At 41.6% G+C, this 17,243-nt stretch carries 20 protein-coding genes; 11 read left to right on the plus strand and 9 right to left on the minus strand.

Going from position 1 to position 17,243, the window contains the following annotated elements:
• Positions 1-78: 78 nt before the first annotated feature.
• Positions 79-1,791 carry an electron transfer flavoprotein-ubiquinone oxidoreductase gene (locus tag LZZ98_RS10175; protein WP_237787753.1) on the minus strand — a complete coding sequence of 571 codons (1,713 nt, stop codon included), beginning with the start codon at positions 1,789-1,791 and terminating at the stop codon, positions 79-81.
• Positions 1,792-1,975: 184 nt separating this feature from the next.
• Between LZZ98_RS10175 and LZZ98_RS10180 the strand changes: the two genes are divergently transcribed.
• The 5 genes from LZZ98_RS10180 to LZZ98_RS10200 all read left to right on the plus strand — a co-directional run bounded on the left by LZZ98_RS10180 (position 1,976) and on the right by LZZ98_RS10200 (position 6,411).
• On the plus strand, positions 1,976-2,587 hold the full coding sequence (locus tag LZZ98_RS10180) for a DUF1285 domain-containing protein (protein WP_237787754.1): 612 nt from the start codon (positions 1,976-1,978) through the stop codon (positions 2,585-2,587).
• Positions 2,588-2,635: 48 nt separating this feature from the next.
• Entirely contained in the window at positions 2,636-3,508 is an 873-nt protein-coding gene (murI, locus tag LZZ98_RS10185; protein WP_237787755.1) for a glutamate racemase, read from the plus strand.
• Between the two features lie 127 nt (positions 3,509-3,635).
• A complete protein-coding gene (locus LZZ98_RS10190) occupies positions 3,636-4,664 on the plus strand; it encodes a DUF4062 domain-containing protein (RefSeq protein ID WP_237787756.1) in 1,029 nt (342 codons plus the stop codon).
• A 67-nt stretch (positions 4,665-4,731) separates the two neighbouring features.
• Positions 4,732-5,745: a ferrochelatase gene (gene hemH / locus LZZ98_RS10195; RefSeq protein WP_237787757.1), complete on the plus strand. Its 1,014-nt coding sequence runs from the start codon at positions 4,732-4,734 to the stop codon at positions 5,743-5,745.
• A gap of 21 nt (positions 5,746-5,766) precedes the next feature.
• Positions 5,767-6,411, plus strand: coding sequence for an MBL fold metallo-hydrolase (locus LZZ98_RS10200; RefSeq protein WP_237787758.1), 645 nt, complete (start codon positions 5,767-5,769; stop codon positions 6,409-6,411).
• A 33-nt stretch (positions 6,412-6,444) separates the two neighbouring features.
• On the opposite strand, the gene LZZ98_RS15495 is transcribed toward LZZ98_RS10200, so the two are convergent.
• Together LZZ98_RS15495 and LZZ98_RS10205 are read right to left on the minus strand one after the other, a co-directional pair.
• Positions 6,445-6,576, minus strand: coding sequence for a hypothetical protein (locus LZZ98_RS15495; protein WP_269091749.1), 132 nt, complete (start codon positions 6,574-6,576; stop codon positions 6,445-6,447).
• A 607-nt stretch (positions 6,577-7,183) separates the two neighbouring features.
• Positions 7,184-7,369: a DNA gyrase inhibitor YacG gene (locus LZZ98_RS10205; RefSeq protein WP_237787759.1), complete on the minus strand. Its 186-nt coding sequence runs from the start codon at positions 7,367-7,369 to the stop codon at positions 7,184-7,186.
• Positions 7,370-7,453: 84 nt separating this feature from the next.
• On the opposite strand from LZZ98_RS10205, the gene LZZ98_RS10210 reads away from it, so the two are divergent.
• The 3 genes from LZZ98_RS10210 to LZZ98_RS10220 all read left to right on the plus strand — a co-directional run bounded on the left by LZZ98_RS10210 (position 7,454) and on the right by LZZ98_RS10220 (position 9,832).
• Positions 7,454-8,128 carry a tRNA (guanine-N(7)-)-methyltransferase gene (locus LZZ98_RS10210; RefSeq protein ID WP_237787853.1) on the plus strand — a complete coding sequence of 225 codons (675 nt, stop codon included), beginning with the start codon at positions 7,454-7,456 and terminating at the stop codon, positions 8,126-8,128.
• Between the two features lie 7 nt (positions 8,129-8,135).
• The gene (locus LZZ98_RS10215) at positions 8,136-9,338 is read left to right on the plus strand and encodes a TIGR03862 family flavoprotein (RefSeq protein WP_237787760.1); all 1,203 of its coding nucleotides are present in this window, start codon (positions 8,136-8,138) and stop codon (positions 9,336-9,338) included.
• Between the two features lie 83 nt (positions 9,339-9,421).
• Positions 9,422-9,832 carry a GFA family protein gene (locus LZZ98_RS10220; protein WP_237787761.1) on the plus strand — a complete coding sequence of 137 codons (411 nt, stop codon included), beginning with the start codon at positions 9,422-9,424 and terminating at the stop codon, positions 9,830-9,832.
• 45 nt (positions 9,833-9,877) lie between these two features.
• Here LZZ98_RS10220 and LZZ98_RS10225 read toward each other — a convergent pair whose 3' ends face one another.
• Both LZZ98_RS10225 and LZZ98_RS10230 read right to left on the minus strand, forming a co-directional pair.
• Positions 9,878-10,492 carry a hypothetical protein gene (locus tag LZZ98_RS10225; RefSeq protein WP_237787762.1) on the minus strand — a complete coding sequence of 205 codons (615 nt, stop codon included), beginning with the start codon at positions 10,490-10,492 and terminating at the stop codon, positions 9,878-9,880.
• Positions 10,493-10,502: 10 nt separating this feature from the next.
• Positions 10,503-11,285 carry a class I SAM-dependent methyltransferase gene (locus LZZ98_RS10230; protein WP_237787763.1) on the minus strand — a complete coding sequence of 261 codons (783 nt, stop codon included), beginning with the start codon at positions 11,283-11,285 and terminating at the stop codon, positions 10,503-10,505.
• A 120-nt stretch (positions 11,286-11,405) separates the two neighbouring features.
• Between LZZ98_RS10230 and LZZ98_RS10235 the strand changes: the two genes are divergently transcribed.
• The 3 genes from LZZ98_RS10235 (at position 11,406) to LZZ98_RS10245 (ending at position 14,091) form a co-directional block, all read left to right on the plus strand.
• On the plus strand, positions 11,406-12,686 hold the full coding sequence (locus LZZ98_RS10235; RefSeq protein WP_237787764.1) for a hypothetical protein: 1,281 nt from the start codon (positions 11,406-11,408) through the stop codon (positions 12,684-12,686).
• A 141-nt stretch (positions 12,687-12,827) separates the two neighbouring features.
• Positions 12,828-13,025: a hypothetical protein gene (locus LZZ98_RS10240; RefSeq protein ID WP_237787765.1), complete on the plus strand. Its 198-nt coding sequence runs from the start codon at positions 12,828-12,830 to the stop codon at positions 13,023-13,025.
• 112 nt (positions 13,026-13,137) lie between these two features.
• Positions 13,138-14,091 carry a 2-hydroxyacid dehydrogenase gene (locus LZZ98_RS10245; RefSeq protein WP_237787766.1) on the plus strand — a complete coding sequence of 318 codons (954 nt, stop codon included), beginning with the start codon at positions 13,138-13,140 and terminating at the stop codon, positions 14,089-14,091.
• Between the two features lie 85 nt (positions 14,092-14,176).
• Here the strand turns inward: LZZ98_RS10245 and LZZ98_RS10250 are convergent, their stop codons facing one another.
• The 4 genes from LZZ98_RS10250 to LZZ98_RS10265 all read right to left on the minus strand — a co-directional run bounded on the left by LZZ98_RS10250 (position 14,177) and on the right by LZZ98_RS10265 (position 17,184).
• Positions 14,177-14,641, minus strand: a complete 465-nt coding sequence (locus LZZ98_RS10250; protein ID WP_237787767.1) for a hypothetical protein — start codon at positions 14,639-14,641, stop codon at positions 14,177-14,179.
• Positions 14,642-14,845: 204 nt separating this feature from the next.
• Positions 14,846-15,160, minus strand: coding sequence for a hypothetical protein (locus LZZ98_RS10255; RefSeq protein WP_237787768.1), 315 nt, complete (start codon positions 15,158-15,160; stop codon positions 14,846-14,848).
• 391 nt (positions 15,161-15,551) lie between these two features.
• A complete protein-coding gene (locus LZZ98_RS10260) occupies positions 15,552-15,941 on the minus strand; it encodes a hypothetical protein (RefSeq protein ID WP_237787769.1) in 390 nt (129 codons plus the stop codon).
• Between the two features lie 79 nt (positions 15,942-16,020).
• Positions 16,021-17,184, minus strand: coding sequence for a TIR domain-containing protein (locus LZZ98_RS10265; RefSeq protein ID WP_237787770.1), 1,164 nt, complete (start codon positions 17,182-17,184; stop codon positions 16,021-16,023).
• Between the last annotated feature and the right edge of the window lie 59 nt (positions 17,185-17,243).

The raw sequence follows: 17,243 nt of genomic DNA on the forward strand, positions 1-17,243 counted from the left end.
AAAAATCCCTGCATTAAGCAGGGATTTTTTTAATTTGTTTGAATAGTTCAAGCAAAGCCCAAACCATCCACAATCAAATTACATGTTTGGATAGTTCGGACCACCGCCACCCTCAGGCGTTACCCAGGTGATGTTCTGAGATGGGTCTTTAATGTCACAGGTCTTGCAGTGTACACAGTTGGCTGCATTGATCTGGAAACGTTTCGAGCCATCATTATTTTCCATGATTTCATAAACTCCCGCAGGGCAGTAACGCTGAGCAGGCTCATCCCATTTCGGCAGATTCACGTTCACTGGAATTGAAGCGTCAGTCAGTTTTAAATGCGCTGGCTGGTTTTCTTCATGTACCGTATTCGATACAAACACCGAAGACAGGCGGTCAAAGGTCAGCTTGCCATCCGGTTTTGGATAATTCGGCTTAAAGGTTTCTGCTGCCTGTGTTTTTAGTGCTGCATAGTCAAGAACAAGATCATGCAGTGTAAATGGCACTTTAAAGACATTCTGATCGATGAAGTTAAATGCACCACCACCGAATGTACCGAATTTATGCATCGCCGGGCCAAAGTTACGCGAGTTATATAACTCTTCTTTTAGCCAGCTGTTGTTGAACTTGTCGGTATAAGCCGTCAATTCTTTAGTGAAGAAATCTTCACCTTCAGTCACACGTGCAACCGCAAGGTCACCACCTTTTTCCACACCGGCAGCAATGGCTTCAAACACTGCTTCACCACAGAGCATGCCGGATTTCATCGCGGTATGTGAGCCTTTGATTTTGGCAAAGTTCAGGAAGCCTGCATCATCACCAATTAAAGAGCCACCCGGGAAGGTGAATTTAGGTAGCGAGTTAAAGCCACCTTTGGTCACGGCACGCGCGCCATAAGAAATACGCTTGCCGCCTTCCAGGTACTGTTTGATCAGCGGGTGGGTTTTCCAACGCTGCATTTCCATAAATGGATACATATGCGGGTTAGTGTAGGAAAGATCGATGATCATACCCAAAGTGACCTGATTGTTTTCAGCGTGGTATAACCACCAGCCACCTGAAGAACCGGTCTCGGCAAGAGGCCAGCCGGCACCGTGCATCACCAGACCGGGCTTGTGTTTAGCAGGATCAATTTCCCAAAGCTCTTTAATCCCGATACCGTAATGTTGTGGATCTGAATCTTTATCGAGGTTGTATTTGGCAACTAAACGCTTGCCGAGGTGACCACGGCAGCCTTCAGCAAACAGGGTATATTTGGCATGCAGTTCATAGCCCGGAGTAAAGTTATGTGTCGGTTCGCCATCCTTGCCAATGCCCATGTCACCGGTTTGAATGCCTTTCACCGAACCATCTGCATGGTACAGAATTTCAGCAGCGGCAAAGCCTGGGAAGATCGATACTTCCAGCTCTTCCGCTTTTTGACCCAACCAGCGCACCACGTTGCCGAGCGAGATAACATAGTTGCCATCGTTATGCATGGTTTTAGGCACCATCCAGTGTGGCGCTTCTTGTGATTTTTCATCCGAAAGCAGGAAATAGGTCTTGTCTTCGGTCACTGGAACATTTAAAGGTGCACCTTGTTCTTTCCAGTCAGGGAATAATTCATTGATCGCACGTGGCTCTAGCACAGCACCAGAGAGGATATGCGCACCGACTTCAGAGCCTTTTTCCACGACACAAACCGACAGATCGTTCAGGTTGTTTTCAATTGCAAGTTGACGGATCTTGATCGCTGCAGAAAGACCGGCCGGTCCTGCACCTACGATGACGACGTCAAACTCCATCGATTCACGTTCGATGTGTTCCATGTAGGATTCCTCATATCATTAGAAGGTGGCGACCGTCATTATTCCGGTGCTGCCATGAGTGTTCTGTATGCCCAGACACAATTTTAGTATCGTGCCTTTTATATTGTGGGCTAGTATAGTTTTAAACCTTGATCTAGCCAATTGGCTGAATCATATTATTTTTCCGTCAGCAGGGTCTTTAGTTATGATTAATCAAAATAATTCACCAAATCCGACGAAAAAAGTAGCTATTCCCGATGATAAAAATTTAATGGACATTGCACAATACTTAAAAGATGCACAGGCCGGTCACAAAAGGTCAATCCCCCCATTAGACCAATTTAACCCGAAGCATTGTGGTGCAATGGATTTGAAGGTAAAAGCCAATGGAGAATGGTGGCACGAAGGTCAATTGATCAAACGACAAGCCTTGATTGAGCTTTTCTCAACCGTGCTCTGGAAAGAACAGGACAAGTTCTACTTAAAAACCCCGGTTGAGCAGATTGAAATTGAAGTAGAAGATGAGCCTTTATTTATCAATCAGGTCGACCAGGTCGAGATTGATGGAAAGACTTATATTCAATTCACCACGACCACACAGGATGTGGTGATTATGGATCAGGCGCATCCCGTGTTTATGCGTGAATATGCAAGTGAATTGCGTCCTTATATTCATGTGCGTTTTGGCATCAATGCCTTAATTCAACGTTCTGCTTTTTTTCATTTAATTGAAATGGGACAGCTCCTTGAAAATGACAAAAATGAAACCATTTTAACGCTACAAAGTGGCGATTTTCACTTGCAATTAGGCACCTGAGGTTTAAGCTTTGATCTTCCGATTTCTTGAACTGCTGAAAGTGGAACTATGACAGCCATTCATCCTATTTATCCTTTAATCGACCCAATGCCCAAGGCCCAAGCTGATGCACCCATCGGGATTTTTGATTCTGGAATAGGCGGTTTGTCTATAGCGCAAGAAATTGCCAGACATTTGCCCAAAGAACGTATTGTTTATTATGCAGATACTGCTCATGTACCTTATGGGCCGCGTAAGGATCAGGAAATTCGTGAGCTTACCGCGCATGCCATTGAGTGGCTGTATCGGAAAGGATGTAAAGTAGCAGTCGTAGCATGTAATACCGCTTCTGCATTCAGTCTGGATTATTTACGTGATCATTATGGAGAAAATTTTCCTATTATAGGTTTAGTACCTGCACTGAAACCGGCCGTTCTGCAAACTAAATCCAAAACTGTGGCTGTGCTTGCCACGCCTGCAACCTTTCGTGGTCAGCTGATTAAAGACGTCATACAGCGTTTTGCTCTTCCCGCCAATGTGACGGTTATTCCTGTAACCTGTCTGGATCTGGTGCCTTTTGTTGAAAGTGGCGCACAGATGAGCGAGCCATGTTTAACCACCTTAAAAGAAATTTTGCAACCTGTGGTCGATCAGGGTGCCGATTATTTAGTTTTGGGTTGTACACATTATCCCTTCCTAAAACCTGCAATTCAGTCTATATTTGGTCATAAACTGACATTAATTGACTCTGGACTGGCCGTTGCACGACAAACAGCCCGTATTTTGATCAAGAATCAATTATTATTTGAGCAAGATCAAAATAATGGCTTACGTATCGAGTGCTATGTCAGTGGCAATAATGCAGAAAATTTAAAAACTGTGCTGCAGTACCTAATTCAAGGGGATTTGACTTGGGATATTCGCAATATTGGTGTTGAATAAATAAACAAATGCAGCTAGTCTTTTGAAATATATTAAAAAATATTTATATTGGGGTTGTTGAACTATATCGTGACTGCTTAGCAATGTGACGGTCAGGATGTAACAGGCAATTGGAAGAGGATAACCAATGCTCGATAAGCGTTATCAGGTTTTTATTTCTACTTCTGGCAGTGAAATGCAGCCGGAACGGATCATTTTGGCTCAAACTTTAGTGGGCATGGGTTTCTTTTCTTGGGGATTAGAACAGCGCACGCCATTAAGTACAGCATTTGCACGTCGTCAGATTGATGATTGTGACTATGTGATACTACTTCTGGGCAGTCAATATGGTGAACAATCTGTTTCAGGTGTAGGTTATATGCATCTGGAATATATTTATGCAGTCACCAAACAGAAACCGATTATTGTGTTTATGCATGATGATCCTGCATCACGTGATGAATCTTTACATGATCAAAAGCCTGAATTGCGTGAAAAATTTTTAGAATTTCGTAAATTATTACAGCAAGAAGTAGATCAGGTTTTTACTTATCGCAGCATCCGTGATTTGGAAATGGCCGTTCGTTTGAACATGCCACAAATGCTGGAGCGCTATCCGGTATCGGGATGGGTTCGACCGCAGAACACTCAATCTTTACATGATGAGATTGATCAACTGAAAGCCAAAATCGAACAGCTTGAAACGGAAGTCGGAAAACGGGAAGTAGACCCTTTCCTGTCTTTACCTAAAGTTTCCATGAATGAACTGTTTTCATTTGAATATCGTATGCATGCCTACCAAGATGGTAATTTTAAAGAGCTGAAAATTGAGAAGAAACTGACTTGGGCCCAGTTACTTGCCATTTTGGGTAGCATGTTTAAAAATCCAACGCCAGAAGAATATTTTTCCAAATGCATCAATGACTATTTGAATGATACGGGGTTGGCCGATGCCCGGATGGAAATGCCACGTGCACATGCCGTTGCCCGTGCACAAATCAATATTCGTGCCTTACACAGCATTAAAATGCAAATGCGTCAAAATGACTGGATTATTCAGTCAGGCCGGGATGACCGTCAACGGATGCTCTGGCAATTAACCCTCAAAGGACAAAAGCTACTTGAGAGCAATTTGCTTGATAATGATCGTGTTTTTCAATTTAAATCTGCGTTTTAATCCATATAGAGAAAGTGCAGAAAGCTGTTAAAGTAAAGCAGTACATTTATATTGGAAAAGGGTTTTGATGTCTTCTGCACCTAAAACGAAAGTCACTATTATTTTGGCCAATTTGGGTACGCCAGACGAGCCCACGGCCCCTGCGGTACGTCGTTTTCTGAAACAATTTCTCTCTGACCAGCGTGTCATTGAAATCCCGAAGCCGATTTGGCAAATCATTTTACGTCTGTTTGTTTTACCATTTCGCCCCAAACGTGTGGCCCATGCCTATGAAATGGTGTGGCAAAATGACTCTCCAATGCGTGAAGTGCTATTGAATCAAGTCATTGAAGTAAAAAAGGCATTAACGGGACAATATTCTGAATTTGACCTCAATGTAATTCCCGCCATGACCTATGGTAATCCCGGCATTCAGGCTGCATTAAGTCGCTTGTCACAGGATATGCCAGATCACCTGATTTTATTGCCTTTATTTCCGCAGTATTCAGCCACCTCAACCGCACCTTTATATGATGCGGTAGCAAAGTGGATTTTGACGCAACGTAATTTGCCGGGCCTGTCTATCATTCGGGATTATTATCAGCATCCCGCGTTTATTCAGGCTTTGGCACAAAGTGTCCGAGACTATCAGGCAGTCCATGGCCAGCCAGAAAAACTGTTAATGTCATTTCACGGGATTCCTCAGCCCTATGCAGATAAAGGCGACCCTTATGCCGATCGTTGCCGCGTGACTGCACAATTATTGGCACAAACTTTAGGTTTGAAAGAGGATCAATGGGCTATCAGTTTCCAGTCGCGTTTTGGAAAACAGGAGTGGATAAAACCCTATACCGATGCTTTACTTCAAGAATGGGGCGAGCAAGGGGTTAAATCCGTTCAGGTCATGAGTCCTGCCTTCTCTGCCGATTGTCTGGAAACTCTGGAAGAACTGGCAATTCAAAATGCCGAATTATTTAAATCGGTTGGTGGGCAAAGTTACAGTTATATTCCCGCCTTAAATGTCCGTGAAGATCATTTGCAATTGCTCAATCTTATGCTTCAGGCTAATCTTGATGGATTAAAGCAAACATTCGCTCACTAATTTCCCTGAGGTTTCACTATCATGCTGCAAGTCAAAATTGTTCCGGTCACGGCATTTCAGCAAAACTGTTCCATTATTTGGGATGCAGAAACCAAAGAAGCCATTTTGATTGATGCAGGCGGTGAGCCTGAAAAATTAAAAGCCGAGGTGGAAGCCTTGGGACTCAACGTGAAAGCCTTATGGTTAACCCATGGACATCTGGATCATGCCGGAGCAGTGGGTAATTTAAGTAAGCTCTGGAATGTTCCGGTGATCGGGCCGCATAAGGAAGATACCTTTTGGCTCGATATGATTCAAGAAGTATCGGTACGTTATGGTTTCCCGATTCCAGAAAAAGTAGACGTGACTCAATGGCTTGAAGGCGGAGAAGTTTTAAAGTTGGGAGAAGAGGAATTCGAAGTTCGTTTTGCCCCGGGCCATACGCCGGGTCATGTGATGTTCTATAATAAAAATTATGGCCTGTTATGGACAGGGGATGTGTTGTTCAAGGGATCAATTGGGCGTACCGATTTTCCACGAGGCAACCATCAGCAATTATTAGATTCCATCCAGCGAGAATGTTTTAGTTTGCCCGATGAAACCCAGTTTATTTCAGGTCATGGTTCCTTAAGTACCATTGGTTTTGAAAAACAGCATAATCCTTTTGTAGCAGGTAAAGCGGGTTAATTTTTCCTGTAAGAGATTGATGAATTCATTTCATTAATCTCGGTGAAAGGGGCCACTGCGCAGCTGTTTTAATTCCAGTGCAATGATAATGGCTGCAAGCATGAATAAAATGCCAATCGAAATAATAATGCCATCGTGGATATACAAGCCGAAAATCAGACTCACTAGACTTGAGATGGCAAATATGAAAAATAGAAATTTTAAGCACCAAAGCCCCATCGAGATTTCCTTTTTTTAGTTTTTAGAATTTAAAGCTGTTCAGTGTTTAGTTATTAAATTTTTTATTAATTTTTTATAGTGTAATTTCAGGTTAAAAAATAAGCATTAGTTGTTTTTTTGTCAATAAGCTATATATAAAACAATGGGATTATTTTCCAAAATCGGTTTTTTCAGACTTTTTTGATCTGGCATTGATAAAAATGAAAACAAATTTAATACAAAATGCTAGACAAAAAGATTTTTTTGTACTAAAAACGTTTAAAAAATCACATTATTAACAATTTTTTTTAATTTTTTCTTATTTTGAGAGTAACACATGAAATTATTAGTGATAAAAATAATCTTATTGATATTTAGCCTTTTGACATGTATCTGTTTAGGTTTTGGTTTTTATAGTCACGATATGTTCATTGAGGCGATTGGTATCCTTCTGATTTTGTGTATTATTATTTTAAGTTTAGAATATAAGAAAATGCTTTCCAATCCATTTGGTTAAGGTTGATAAATACATTTTATCAACCTTGTAGATGAGTTTTAATACTATTGAGCAGGATCAAAAATCATCTTGTTCGCCACTATTATCTGCCTGTGGTGCATCTTGAGTAGGCAGTTTATATTCATCACTGGCCCAGGCTCCCAGATCAATCATTTTGCAACGTTCTGAGCAAAAAGGACGAAATTGATTGCCTTCCCAAGTGGTCGGTTTGCCACAACGTGGACACGGAAAAGTACGGGGCATGTTATTCTCCGAAGAAAAATAAGGATTCAATTAGGCAAATACAGTCGCACTTGCTAGACTTGAGCGGATTTTTGTTAGTTTGATCTGATTATGCCAATTCGTCAATTTCAAGCACAGCGTATGCATGCGCCTCGTGATTTTCAAATGATTCGCCCAGATCCCGTTTGTGTGGAAATTGGTGCCGGTAAAGGTAAACATGCCTTGCTGTTTTCAGCTCAACATCCTGAAAAAAAATTGATCGCCATTGAGCGCACACGTGAAAAATATCTGGCCATGCAAAAACAGCATGACCTGGAAGGACAAAGCAATTTACAGGCGGTTCATGCCGATGCCATGCCCTGGATTGTGCATGCCTTATTGCCTGCTCAAGTGCAGCAGTTTTTTATTTTATATCCGAATCCGGAACCGCATAATCCGGCACAGCGCTGGTTAAACATGCCATTTTTTGAATTTTTACTGTCACGTTTACAGGTCGGCGGTACAGTCACGTTAGCCAGCAATATTCCTGAATATATCGCAGAAGCACAGCAGCAGTTAATCGAAGTCTGGAAATTACCTTTTGTTAAAGAAGTGATTCCAGGCACATCGGCACGTACCCATTTTGAAATTAAATATTTGCAGCGTGGGGAGTTGTGCCAGCAACTGATCATCAGCAAACCTGAAGGCTACAGCACACGTTTTGATGATTTCATGCCTTTACTGGGACAAAATCCGGTTCAAGCGGTAGCATCAGAAACTGCTGTGAAAGATGCTGAATGAGTGGGTTATGAAAAAGCGTGTTGCAATTATTGGAGCAGGTCCAGCAGGGTTGATGGCTGCAGAAGTCTTGAGCCAATACGGCTACGAGATTCATGTCTATGAACAAAAACCGTCTGCTGCACGCAAATTTTTGATGGCTGGTAAAACCGGACTGAATATTTCCCATGCCGAGCCTGTTGAGCAGTTTATTCAGCGTTATGATCAGGTGGAATGGCTGGCGCCTTGGGTAAAAAAATGGGATGCCCACTGGATTCAGCAATGGATGAAAGGCTTGGGGATTAAATCCTATATAGGTTCGTCAGGCCGGGTGTTTCCGGTAGAAATGAAAGCCGCACCTTTACTTCGGGCCTGGCTCAAACGTCTGGCTGAACAAGGGATAAAATTTCATTATCGCCATCAATGCTTAAATTTAAATGGCGCAACCCTTAGCATCAAAAACTTGTTTAATCAGGATATTATCGAGCAAAGCTTTGATGCCATCATCATGGCCTGTGGGGCGGTATCGTGGTCGCAACTGGGCAGCGATGGGGCATGGCAGCAGTGGCTGTCTGCGCATGACATTGAAGCGTTTCAGGCCAGTAATGCCGGGGTGGAACATGTCTGGTCCAAGTTTATGCAGCCGGTATTTGGTCAGCCTTTAAAGCGTGTTGAAGCCTGGGTAGAGGGACAAACCAAAACCATGGGCGATATTGTGATTACCCATTATGGTCTGGAAAGCGGTTTGATCTATAAGCAGGGACGGGCACTACGTCAGCAGCAAAAAAATGGTCAGGCTATGCAGCTGTATCTGGATTTAATCCCCGAGCAAAGCATTCAGCAATTGGCGAAAAAATTACAGCCGAGTAAAAAGCAATCGTTAAGCAATGTCTGGCGTAAGGCGGGACTGGATGCAGCTAAGGCCAATCTGCTGCGTGAACTGGTGGCGAAACATCTATGGAACGATCCGATGGCTTTAGCCCAACAGATTAAACATCTGTCTATTGCTTTAACGGGTTTCCGTCCGATAGAAGAGGCGATTAGCTGTGCAGGTGGGGTGAAACGAGAGGTGTTGTCCGAGCAGTTGCAATTAAAGTCTAATCCGCATGTGTTTTGTTGTGGAGAAATGCTGGACTGGGATGCGCCGACCGGGGGTTATTTGCTCACTGCCTGTTTTGCTACAGGTCGTGCTGCAGGTGAGGGTGTGCATGCTTATCTGGTTGCACAAAAATAACAGTACATTATGGCGCAGATTTTGAACTGTGATGGGAAGCATGCTAATTTGCATACTCAGTCATTATAAAAAAATGCATCGCTATGTCAGAAGCAAAACAATATACCGGAAGCTGTTTGTGTGGCGGTTTACGCTATGAAATTCGGGGTGAAATTGGCGACATCATAGAATGTCATTGCCAGCGCTGTCGTAAAGCCAATGGCAGCGCTTTTGCCAGCAATGCACCGATTCGAAAAGCCGATTTTAAAATTGTGCAAGGGGAACATTTACTGAAAAAGTTTCAGTCGACCGAAACCACGCAGCGCTGTTTCTGTGCCGATTGTGGCTCACCGATTATCAGTATTAAAACCGAAACGCCTGATCTGTATCGCCTGAGAATAGGCACGCTGGATACACCGCTGCAGCAAAAGCCGACCCAGCATATTTTTGTGGCGTCCAAAGCAGAGTGGGAGACCATCTGTGATGGCCTGCCACAATATGATGAGCGGCCGTAGTCATTGTGAAACCTGTGATTAAAAGACTTTTTTATGCACTCGATTCTAGTAGCTAGATTGAGTGGTTTCGGATTTAGCTACTTCAGCTTTTTTTGTTTCGGCTTTGTTCATTTGCGGATATTGAGATTGCCAGTGTTCCAGCTGTTCCTGAGCATGTAAAAATTCGCCCAGATCTTTGACTTGATCTGCTGAATTTTTAATGGGTTCTGCTTTTTTATCTTTGTGCTCATCATAAAGTTTGGCTTGAGCCTGCCAATACCCCGCCATCAGACCTTGAATATAGCGTCCTTGTTCAGTTTTTAAATCCAGTTCTTTAAGCATGTATAAAGCCGAGCGGATGTTGTCGCGTTTACGGTTATGCGCAAATTCATCAGTCAGGGAACCGTTCTCCTGCATTTTCACCAGCTCATCTTCCATCTGGTCACTCATTTGGGTAAAACGTTGGTCAAAGTCAGTCAGCAAGGCAATATCGTGTTGGTCATCTGGAGTTTTTTTGAATTCTTTAACCGGTTCTGTAACCAGCTCCTGCATGACTTTATCTTCAGGCTGAATTTTATCGTCTTGAGATACGGTATCTTGATGACGATCACAGGCACTCAGCAATACACTTGAGCACAATAAAACAGGAAGACCAAAGTGTTTGAGTTGAAGTTTTATCATGATGGTTCCTTTATTTCTGATCGAGTGTTTTAAAGTCATAGGCATAGGTCACATAGGGGAATGCGATTTCATCTTGAGGATGCTTGCCTGTATACTCTAAAACGATCTGTTCAAATTCAGCTTTTAACTGCTGCTGTTCATGTGCTGACATGGCGGCAATAAAACTGGTAGAGAGCAGGCGTTTGGACACCACCTGTTCTACAGTGCCGACATGTTGCTGCTGAAACGTTTCGGTATTTTCTAATTGAAACAAGGCTTGCTGTTCAAAGACCTTTTTCCATTGACCGCTATGATAACGTGGCGTATTGCCTTCCAAAGGCTCAATACGGTCTGCCAGCGCTTTGACCCAGTCAACCTGAACATCGCGCTGATTCCAGATCAGTGCCAGATGTCCGGACGGTTTGAGCGCTTGATGAATTTGCGTTAATGTTTCAAGATTGGCAAACCAGTGAAAGGATTGTGCGCAGATCACAGCATCTATACTATGGGCGGTTAAAGGTAGAGATTCACTCGATGCCTGTAGCGTTGCAATGTCAGGATAGGCGTGTTGCAATTGTGTCAGCATGGCCTGAATCGGCTCAATGGCAATGATGTGTGAGGTCAGCTGTTTTAAGTAAGGTAAGAATTTGCCAGTACCTGCACCCAGATCAACCACCTGCGAATGTTCACCCAGTTGGAGCTGATCACGTAGCCAATTGACGATGTCTTGTGGATAACTCGGACGAACTTGTTGATAAAGTTCAGCGGCAGAACTGAAGCCTTTTTGAGCAGCAGGATGAAGTGATTGTGTCATATTTTGCGCTTTTTAATCTTCATGGCATCTATAAAATACCATAGTCGCTTTTCGTAAATAGGCAAGGTGTCTATTTGTAGCATTGATTCTGATAAAGGGCCGATTTGCTTCGGTGTGGAAATGGATAAACACATTATTTTTGAAGACGAACAAATTCGTGCAATCTTTCTGAAAGGCTCATCGGATGAACTGATTTTCTCTTTTGGCGATTTAATTACCCGGGCCAAAGGACTGTCGATTAATGCGGAAAAATCACTGCATAAATATAATTTTAACGTGATTGGCATTATGCCGAAGCAGAAATCCTGGTTTCCTGAAAGTTCGATGCGCGAAATGTTTGCCCAGATTCAGGAACTGATTGCGCCGTTTAAAACCCGGATTGGCTATGGCGGTTCCATGGGCGGGTATGCGGTCATCAAGTATTCCAACCTGCTGGATTTAAAGCGCGTAGTGGCGCTGGTGCCGCAGTATTCTATTAATCCTGAAGAAGTCGAAGACCTACGCTATAACATGTTCTTTCATCCTGAACAGAATGCCCATATGCGCATTCAGCCCCAGGATGTTGCAGCGGAACGAGAATATATAGTGGTCTATGATCCCTACTGTCCTGAAGACCGTGCGCATTATTTAAAACTTGAACAGGTGCTGCCAAAAATTCAGACCCTGAACCTGCCTTTTACCGGACACGATGCCATTGCGGTACTGGCCAGTTCAGAACTGCTGCATGACTTTTTATTGCATGAGTTTGATGCCAGCTATTTTTATCGCAAAATCCGTCAAGTGAAAAAGAACAGCAAGTTTTACTATCGTAAAGTCATTGAAAACCTGTTGCCTCGACACCGCAATGCCTTGGGTTCCATTCTGGTCAATAATGATTTGCAGCTGGACAGTCAGTTTTTTGATGCCAAGTTAAAGAATAATTTACTCAGGGAATTGCTGCGCAATAAACAGGTCAGTCAGCAAGATTTACTGAAATTGGGCATACAGGTCAATTTGCCGCAGGAAAATCGAAGTCAGTTAATGGACTGTTTTGGTCATGGTCTGGTATTTAATGTGATTAGCCAGAAGATTGAAAGCTATGCGGCCAGTGCCATCGCACTGAATCATAAATTTCTGATGCCGATCTTTGCCAAGGGTAGTGGACTGGTACACATTTCAATGAATGACGAACGTTTTATCGTAGCCATGAATGACCGGCAAGTGATGAAACTGTTCAGGGAGCAGGAAGCTTTAGCAGCTGGTATGCATCCATTGGTGATTAAAAAGTATAGTGATTTCTACCTGCTCAGTTATAAGCATTTAAACTTGAGCAATAACGAATATGGTAGTCATGAGTTCGTGGAAGATGCTCCTGAAACTGCGCAATTTGTGACCCAGCCTGACCCGTTATCTGCGCTATAGCCTATAGATTCAGGGTTGAGCATGCACCCCCAATTTGTTTTAATTTTGATCACTTGCTTTATCTTTAAATCGGTCTAAGATAGAACGGTAAGGCAAGTTCTTATGACTCAAAATTAAACAATAAATAACGGGTGCTTCAGGATGAAACGTGATTTTATACCGGCTGTACTTTTAACCCTCATCTCTATATTCATACCTTGCTATGCTTTCGCAGACAGTCTAGATCCGACTTATATCATTATGGGTGGGGGAATGCTTGTGGTGTTTGCCCTGGCAATTTATGTATTTTATGAAATCTACAAGTCGATTCAGCTGCATATCAACAAACCCACTAAATAGTGGGTTTTGTATTTTTAAGCTCTAAATTTGGTTGAAAAAGAATATAAAACTGGCTTTTAATGTCTGGGCAATAATTTTTAGATATTCATCAAACTCAGCCAAGGAAAGCAGCATGAAAGCCGTATTTTTAGATTATGAATCACTGGATAAAAATGATCTGGATTTCAGTCAGCTTGAAGCGGTATTTGATGAGCTGACACTTTTTCCAACGACGACCCAGGCACAGCTGCTCGAACGTGTACAAGAGGCAGAGGTCATTATCAGTAATAAAGTCGTGGTCGATGCAGCGACCATGCAGCAATGTCCTCATTTGAAACTGATTTTAATTTCCGCAACTGGCACCAATAATATTGATCTTGCACAGGCACGTAAGCAGGGCATTGTGGTCTGCAACTGTCAGGGTTATGGCACGGCGGCAGTGGCGCAGCACACCTTAAGTTTGATGCTGGCTTTAGCAACCTCGTTAATTCAATATGATCGGGCAGTGAAACAGGGACAATGGAATAAGGCTTCGCAATTCTGCCTGCTGGATTTCCCGATTATTGAACTGGCCGGCAAAACCTTGGGCATTATAGGTTATGGTGAATTGGGGCAGGCTGTAGCCAAACTGGCTGAGGCTTTTGGGATGAAGGTTTTGGTTGGATCATTGCCGAACCGTCCAACTGATGCCAGTCGTATTCCTTTTGCGGATTTATTGCCCCAAGTTGATTTCCTTAGTCTGCATTGTCCCTTAACTGACGATACCCGAGACCTGATAGATCACCAGGCCTTCGGGACCATGAAATCGAGCGCATTTTTAATTAACTGTGCCCGCGGTGGAATCGTCAATGAAGCTGCGCTTGCCGATGCTTTACGCCAAGGCAAAATTGCAGGTGCTGCAACCGATGTGCTCACGGTTGAGCCGCCTAAAGATGGTAATGTGCTTTTAGCTGACGATATTCCTAATCTGATTATTACCCCGCATAGTGCATGGGGCAGTGTAGATGCACGGCAACGTATTGTGCAGCAGATGGTGGAAAATGTAGAAGCCTTTAAAGCAGGACAAGCGATTCGACAGGTGAATTAAAAAATATAAAAATCAATAAAGTCTCTCCCTGACCGGGAGAAGCTTTATATTTTCAATACTGGTATTTATTTTGAGTCAAATGTATTTAACTGGTTGGTGTTTGCTGTACAGGAACCGACTGCTGATCTGTTGAAGACTCGCTTAGCGGACGAGAAACAATCGGTGCAGGCTGGTCATTTGGACTGCCAATAATATTATCTTTGGTTTGATTCAGCTTTCTGTTCACTGTTGTTGCAGCTCGCTCGGTTTTTTCTTTGGCTATTTCTGATTTTTCAGTAGCAAAATCCTTGGTTTCTTCCCAGGCATTTTCTACTTTAGGTTTGACTTTGGCGATGCCTTTTTGTACCCCATAATCGACTTTTTCCGCCGTATGCTGAACTTTCTGCTGTGCCTTATGGCCTAGTACTTTAAAGATACTGGGATTATCACCATAGGGCGCTGGTTGAGTATGAGTTGAAGTATTGGCTGGAGCGGTTGTGGCTGTTTGAGCCCAAAGGGGAGTAGAGGCCAAAATTGCACTGGTTATTAATACCGTTTTCATCATTTTCATTGTGGGTTTTATTCCTGTTTTAGCGATGACTTCAATTCGTTTCAATATGATCTATTTGATTTTATTCTAAGGGTGAATTTGGCTTAAAATGTGAAATGTGGCGAAATTAATACAGATTCATTACATTTGAGATAAATCTACAATGCATCTAGCAAGAAAAAAGCCCATAAAGATGGGCTTTTCCAAGAGAGCTAAGCTATGGATTTACTCTTCCTCATTGCTTGGTGTTTCGACCGTAAGTCCTGAATGCATTTTCCCTGAGTAAGTATCCAGCTCTGCATGGGTTTTACCATTAATATCCATATTACTTGGGTGTGAATTATTGCTGTTTTTACTGGCAAAGTTTTGAGTATTCTCTCGGGAGTTTTTGCTCGCAGTCCGAGTTTTATTGGTCCCTTTTTTAACGCTATCCACTTTGTCAGCAGTATTTTGATCACTGGGTTGGGCTTTTAGCTCTGAAGTCGCTTTGGGGCTAGGGTTGGCCAAAAGGGAAGTACAAGCTAAAAGTGTAGTGCTCATCACTATTGTTCTGATTGTTTTCATAGCTCGATTTATCCTTACAATAAAACTCGAGTGTTTACCGAGTTATAAAATCATTATCTTAATCGGTTAAATCTTAAAATTTGGAATTTAAGAATAAATTCCAACGTTTTAGCAACATCGAATTAACAATTTGGACAAATATGTGAATGTGATTTTCAGCTATCTTTTTTTAGTTTTTGAATTTTAAGTTTTTTTTCAAAAATCAGGATTTAGCTTGGATACAAAGTATTGATATGTAACATTTTAAGGAAAATAACGATAAACGGTATTTGAATAGAAATAAAACTAATGAAGGCTTTGTATTGAAGGGGTAGAAGAATCACCGAGTCGAAGTAGAATCAGTGATTCTGGGTGTATGAGTCAGGTATTAGTTACATTGCGCTAAAGCATCTTTATGAAAATAATGGCGTAGTGCAAGGAAATTTTTTTGCACTGCTGCATCATTCAGGTCAAAGTTAGTGGCTGTACTTGTACCATCTGTAGCAAAGACGGTTGAGCCGCCAGTAATTAAGGTATTGCCCTTAAATGACCAGTGTTCTATGGCTTTGCCAGCTTGCAGGTTGCCGGTAAATTCAATCATGCATTTGTTGGTAAATTTGGTCAGTTTGGCTTTGTTGTCGGTGGTATTTGGATAGACTTCCAGATTTTGAACTTCTTGTAAGACACCTGTTTCAAGTGTTGGAATAGTTGGAGCAGTTGTACACGCTGTAAGAGCAATACCCGCAAGACCAGTCAAAATAAGCATTTTCAATTTCATATGATTCTTTCTTGTTGAGTGTTGTTGGTTTGAGTATAGGGAATTAAATATGAAATGCCTAGAATTGTTAGGAAAGGTTTTAAGTTTCTTCATATTCATATGCGGTTATTTGAGAATAGAGGCTGCTAGGAGTTTTATCTAAAAACTTTGATAATTTATAAAAAGGTATCTCTACTTTAAAATCTCCAAATGCATAAGCGGTAACAGCATACGGTGCAAAGAATATCTCTAAACTACGTTCTTTAATAAGAATTACCTCAGCAGCAATTTGCTCAATCCCATTCTTAATCCATTCTTTATCAAAATCATCTGATTCAGAGCGATAAGCAATTTGAGCTAATAAATCATCGTGACAATAAGATTTAATAAATGCATCAGCATCTAAAATATTTTCTTGTTGAAAAAGCAACGTATAATTGACGGAAATAGCTTTTCCATCTTTTACATAAAAGTTTTTGGTGAAAAAATTATGATTACCATGGGCACCCCCCGTATAAAAATAATTTGTGAATACGAAACTCACAAAGTTATCACGGACATATCCAATATCCGCAGTTATTGAAATATCATATATATCCAGATATGTAGGCTCATTATTTTCTCTTTCGATATCTAAAGGCTTTTCAAAAAGTCTTTGTCGTATATGAATTAGCTGATCAAGTACTATTGAATATGTGAGATCATTTATTTCCCTAAAATTATCATGTGCTGCCTTAATAACTGGGTAGTTACCATTAAAATCATACCCGGTCAAAGATCTAACGCTTTCAGATATTTCCTTTAAATCAATTCGTAGTTTTGTTGAATCCTCATTTATCTTCTCAATATTCCTTTGCTTAGCTGCTAAATCTAGTGATCTAAGAACATTAGCCCATTCTTTACTATTTAAATCTCGATTAATATTTATAAATTGAATTTCAGAAGCAATAGTATCTGGCACTTTACATTTGTCGAGTTGGATAGGAATTAAATAAATGGAACCTTCAGGGTGATCTTTTCTCTTGTCCACAAAATATTTTAGTTCTCGTTGAACATATCCTACTTTAGAAACACTATCAGAAGACATAAAAACCAAAACTACGTCTGTATCCTTCATATTTGCTTTGATACATTCATCCCATGCTTGTCCAGGAAGAAGGTCATGTTCATCCATCCAAGGGTTAAAATTTTTACGTTTTAATTCTTCATAACATTCTAAAATAAATTCTTTATCTTCTTTCGCGTAACTTAGAAATACTTTCATACTATTTTAATATTAAAAAACCCCACTAATTTATAGCGGGGTTTTGTTTAAACTTCAAG

The sequence above is a fragment of the Acinetobacter sp. SM34 genome, assembly GCF_022012365.1.
Classification (GTDB): domain Bacteria; phylum Pseudomonadota; class Gammaproteobacteria; order Pseudomonadales; family Moraxellaceae; genus Acinetobacter.

What these genes read in the sequence shown, in the direction of transcription:
- murI (WP_237787755.1), top strand. Translation starts at nt 2,636, where the DNA reads ATGACAGCCATTCATCCTATTTATCCTTTAATCGACCCAATGCCCAAG.
- LZZ98_RS10245 (WP_237787766.1), top strand. Translation starts at nt 13,138, where the DNA reads ATGAAAGCCGTATTTTTAGATTATGAATCACTGGATAAAAATGATCTG.
- LZZ98_RS10240 (WP_237787765.1), top strand. Translation starts at nt 12,828, where the DNA reads ATGAAACGTGATTTTATACCGGCTGTACTTTTAACCCTCATCTCTATA.
- LZZ98_RS10230 (WP_237787763.1), bottom strand. Translation starts at nt 11,285, where the DNA reads ATGACACAATCACTTCATCCTGCTGCTCAAAAAGGCTTCAGTTCTGCC.
- LZZ98_RS10215 (WP_237787760.1), top strand. Translation starts at nt 8,136, where the DNA reads ATGAAAAAGCGTGTTGCAATTATTGGAGCAGGTCCAGCAGGGTTGATG.
- LZZ98_RS10200 (WP_237787758.1), top strand. Translation starts at nt 5,767, where the DNA reads ATGCTGCAAGTCAAAATTGTTCCGGTCACGGCATTTCAGCAAAACTGT.
- LZZ98_RS10260 (WP_237787769.1), bottom strand. Translation starts at nt 15,941, where the DNA reads ATGAAATTGAAAATGCTTATTTTGACTGGTCTTGCGGGTATTGCTCTT.
- LZZ98_RS10225 (WP_237787762.1), bottom strand. Translation starts at nt 10,492, where the DNA reads ATGATAAAACTTCAACTCAAACACTTTGGTCTTCCTGTTTTATTGTGC.
- LZZ98_RS10220 (WP_237787761.1), top strand. Translation starts at nt 9,422, where the DNA reads ATGTCAGAAGCAAAACAATATACCGGAAGCTGTTTGTGTGGCGGTTTA.
- LZZ98_RS10205 (WP_237787759.1), bottom strand. Translation starts at nt 7,369, where the DNA reads ATGCCCCGTACTTTTCCGTGTCCACGTTGTGGCAAACCGACCACTTGG.
- LZZ98_RS10235 (WP_237787764.1), top strand. Translation starts at nt 11,406, where the DNA reads ATGGATAAACACATTATTTTTGAAGACGAACAAATTCGTGCAATCTTT.
- LZZ98_RS10180 (WP_237787754.1), top strand. Translation starts at nt 1,976, where the DNA reads ATGATTAATCAAAATAATTCACCAAATCCGACGAAAAAAGTAGCTATT.
- LZZ98_RS10190 (WP_237787756.1), top strand. Translation starts at nt 3,636, where the DNA reads ATGCTCGATAAGCGTTATCAGGTTTTTATTTCTACTTCTGGCAGTGAA.
- LZZ98_RS10255 (WP_237787768.1), bottom strand. Translation starts at nt 15,160, where the DNA reads ATGAGCACTACACTTTTAGCTTGTACTTCCCTTTTGGCCAACCCTAGC.
- LZZ98_RS10250 (WP_237787767.1), bottom strand. Translation starts at nt 14,641, where the DNA reads ATGAAAATGATGAAAACGGTATTAATAACCAGTGCAATTTTGGCCTCT.
- LZZ98_RS10175 (WP_237787753.1), bottom strand. Translation starts at nt 1,791, where the DNA reads ATGGAACACATCGAACGTGAATCGATGGAGTTTGACGTCGTCATCGTA.
- hemH (WP_237787757.1), top strand. Translation starts at nt 4,732, where the DNA reads ATGTCTTCTGCACCTAAAACGAAAGTCACTATTATTTTGGCCAATTTG.
- LZZ98_RS10265 (WP_237787770.1), bottom strand. Translation starts at nt 17,184, where the DNA reads ATGAAAGTATTTCTAAGTTACGCGAAAGAAGATAAAGAATTTATTTTA.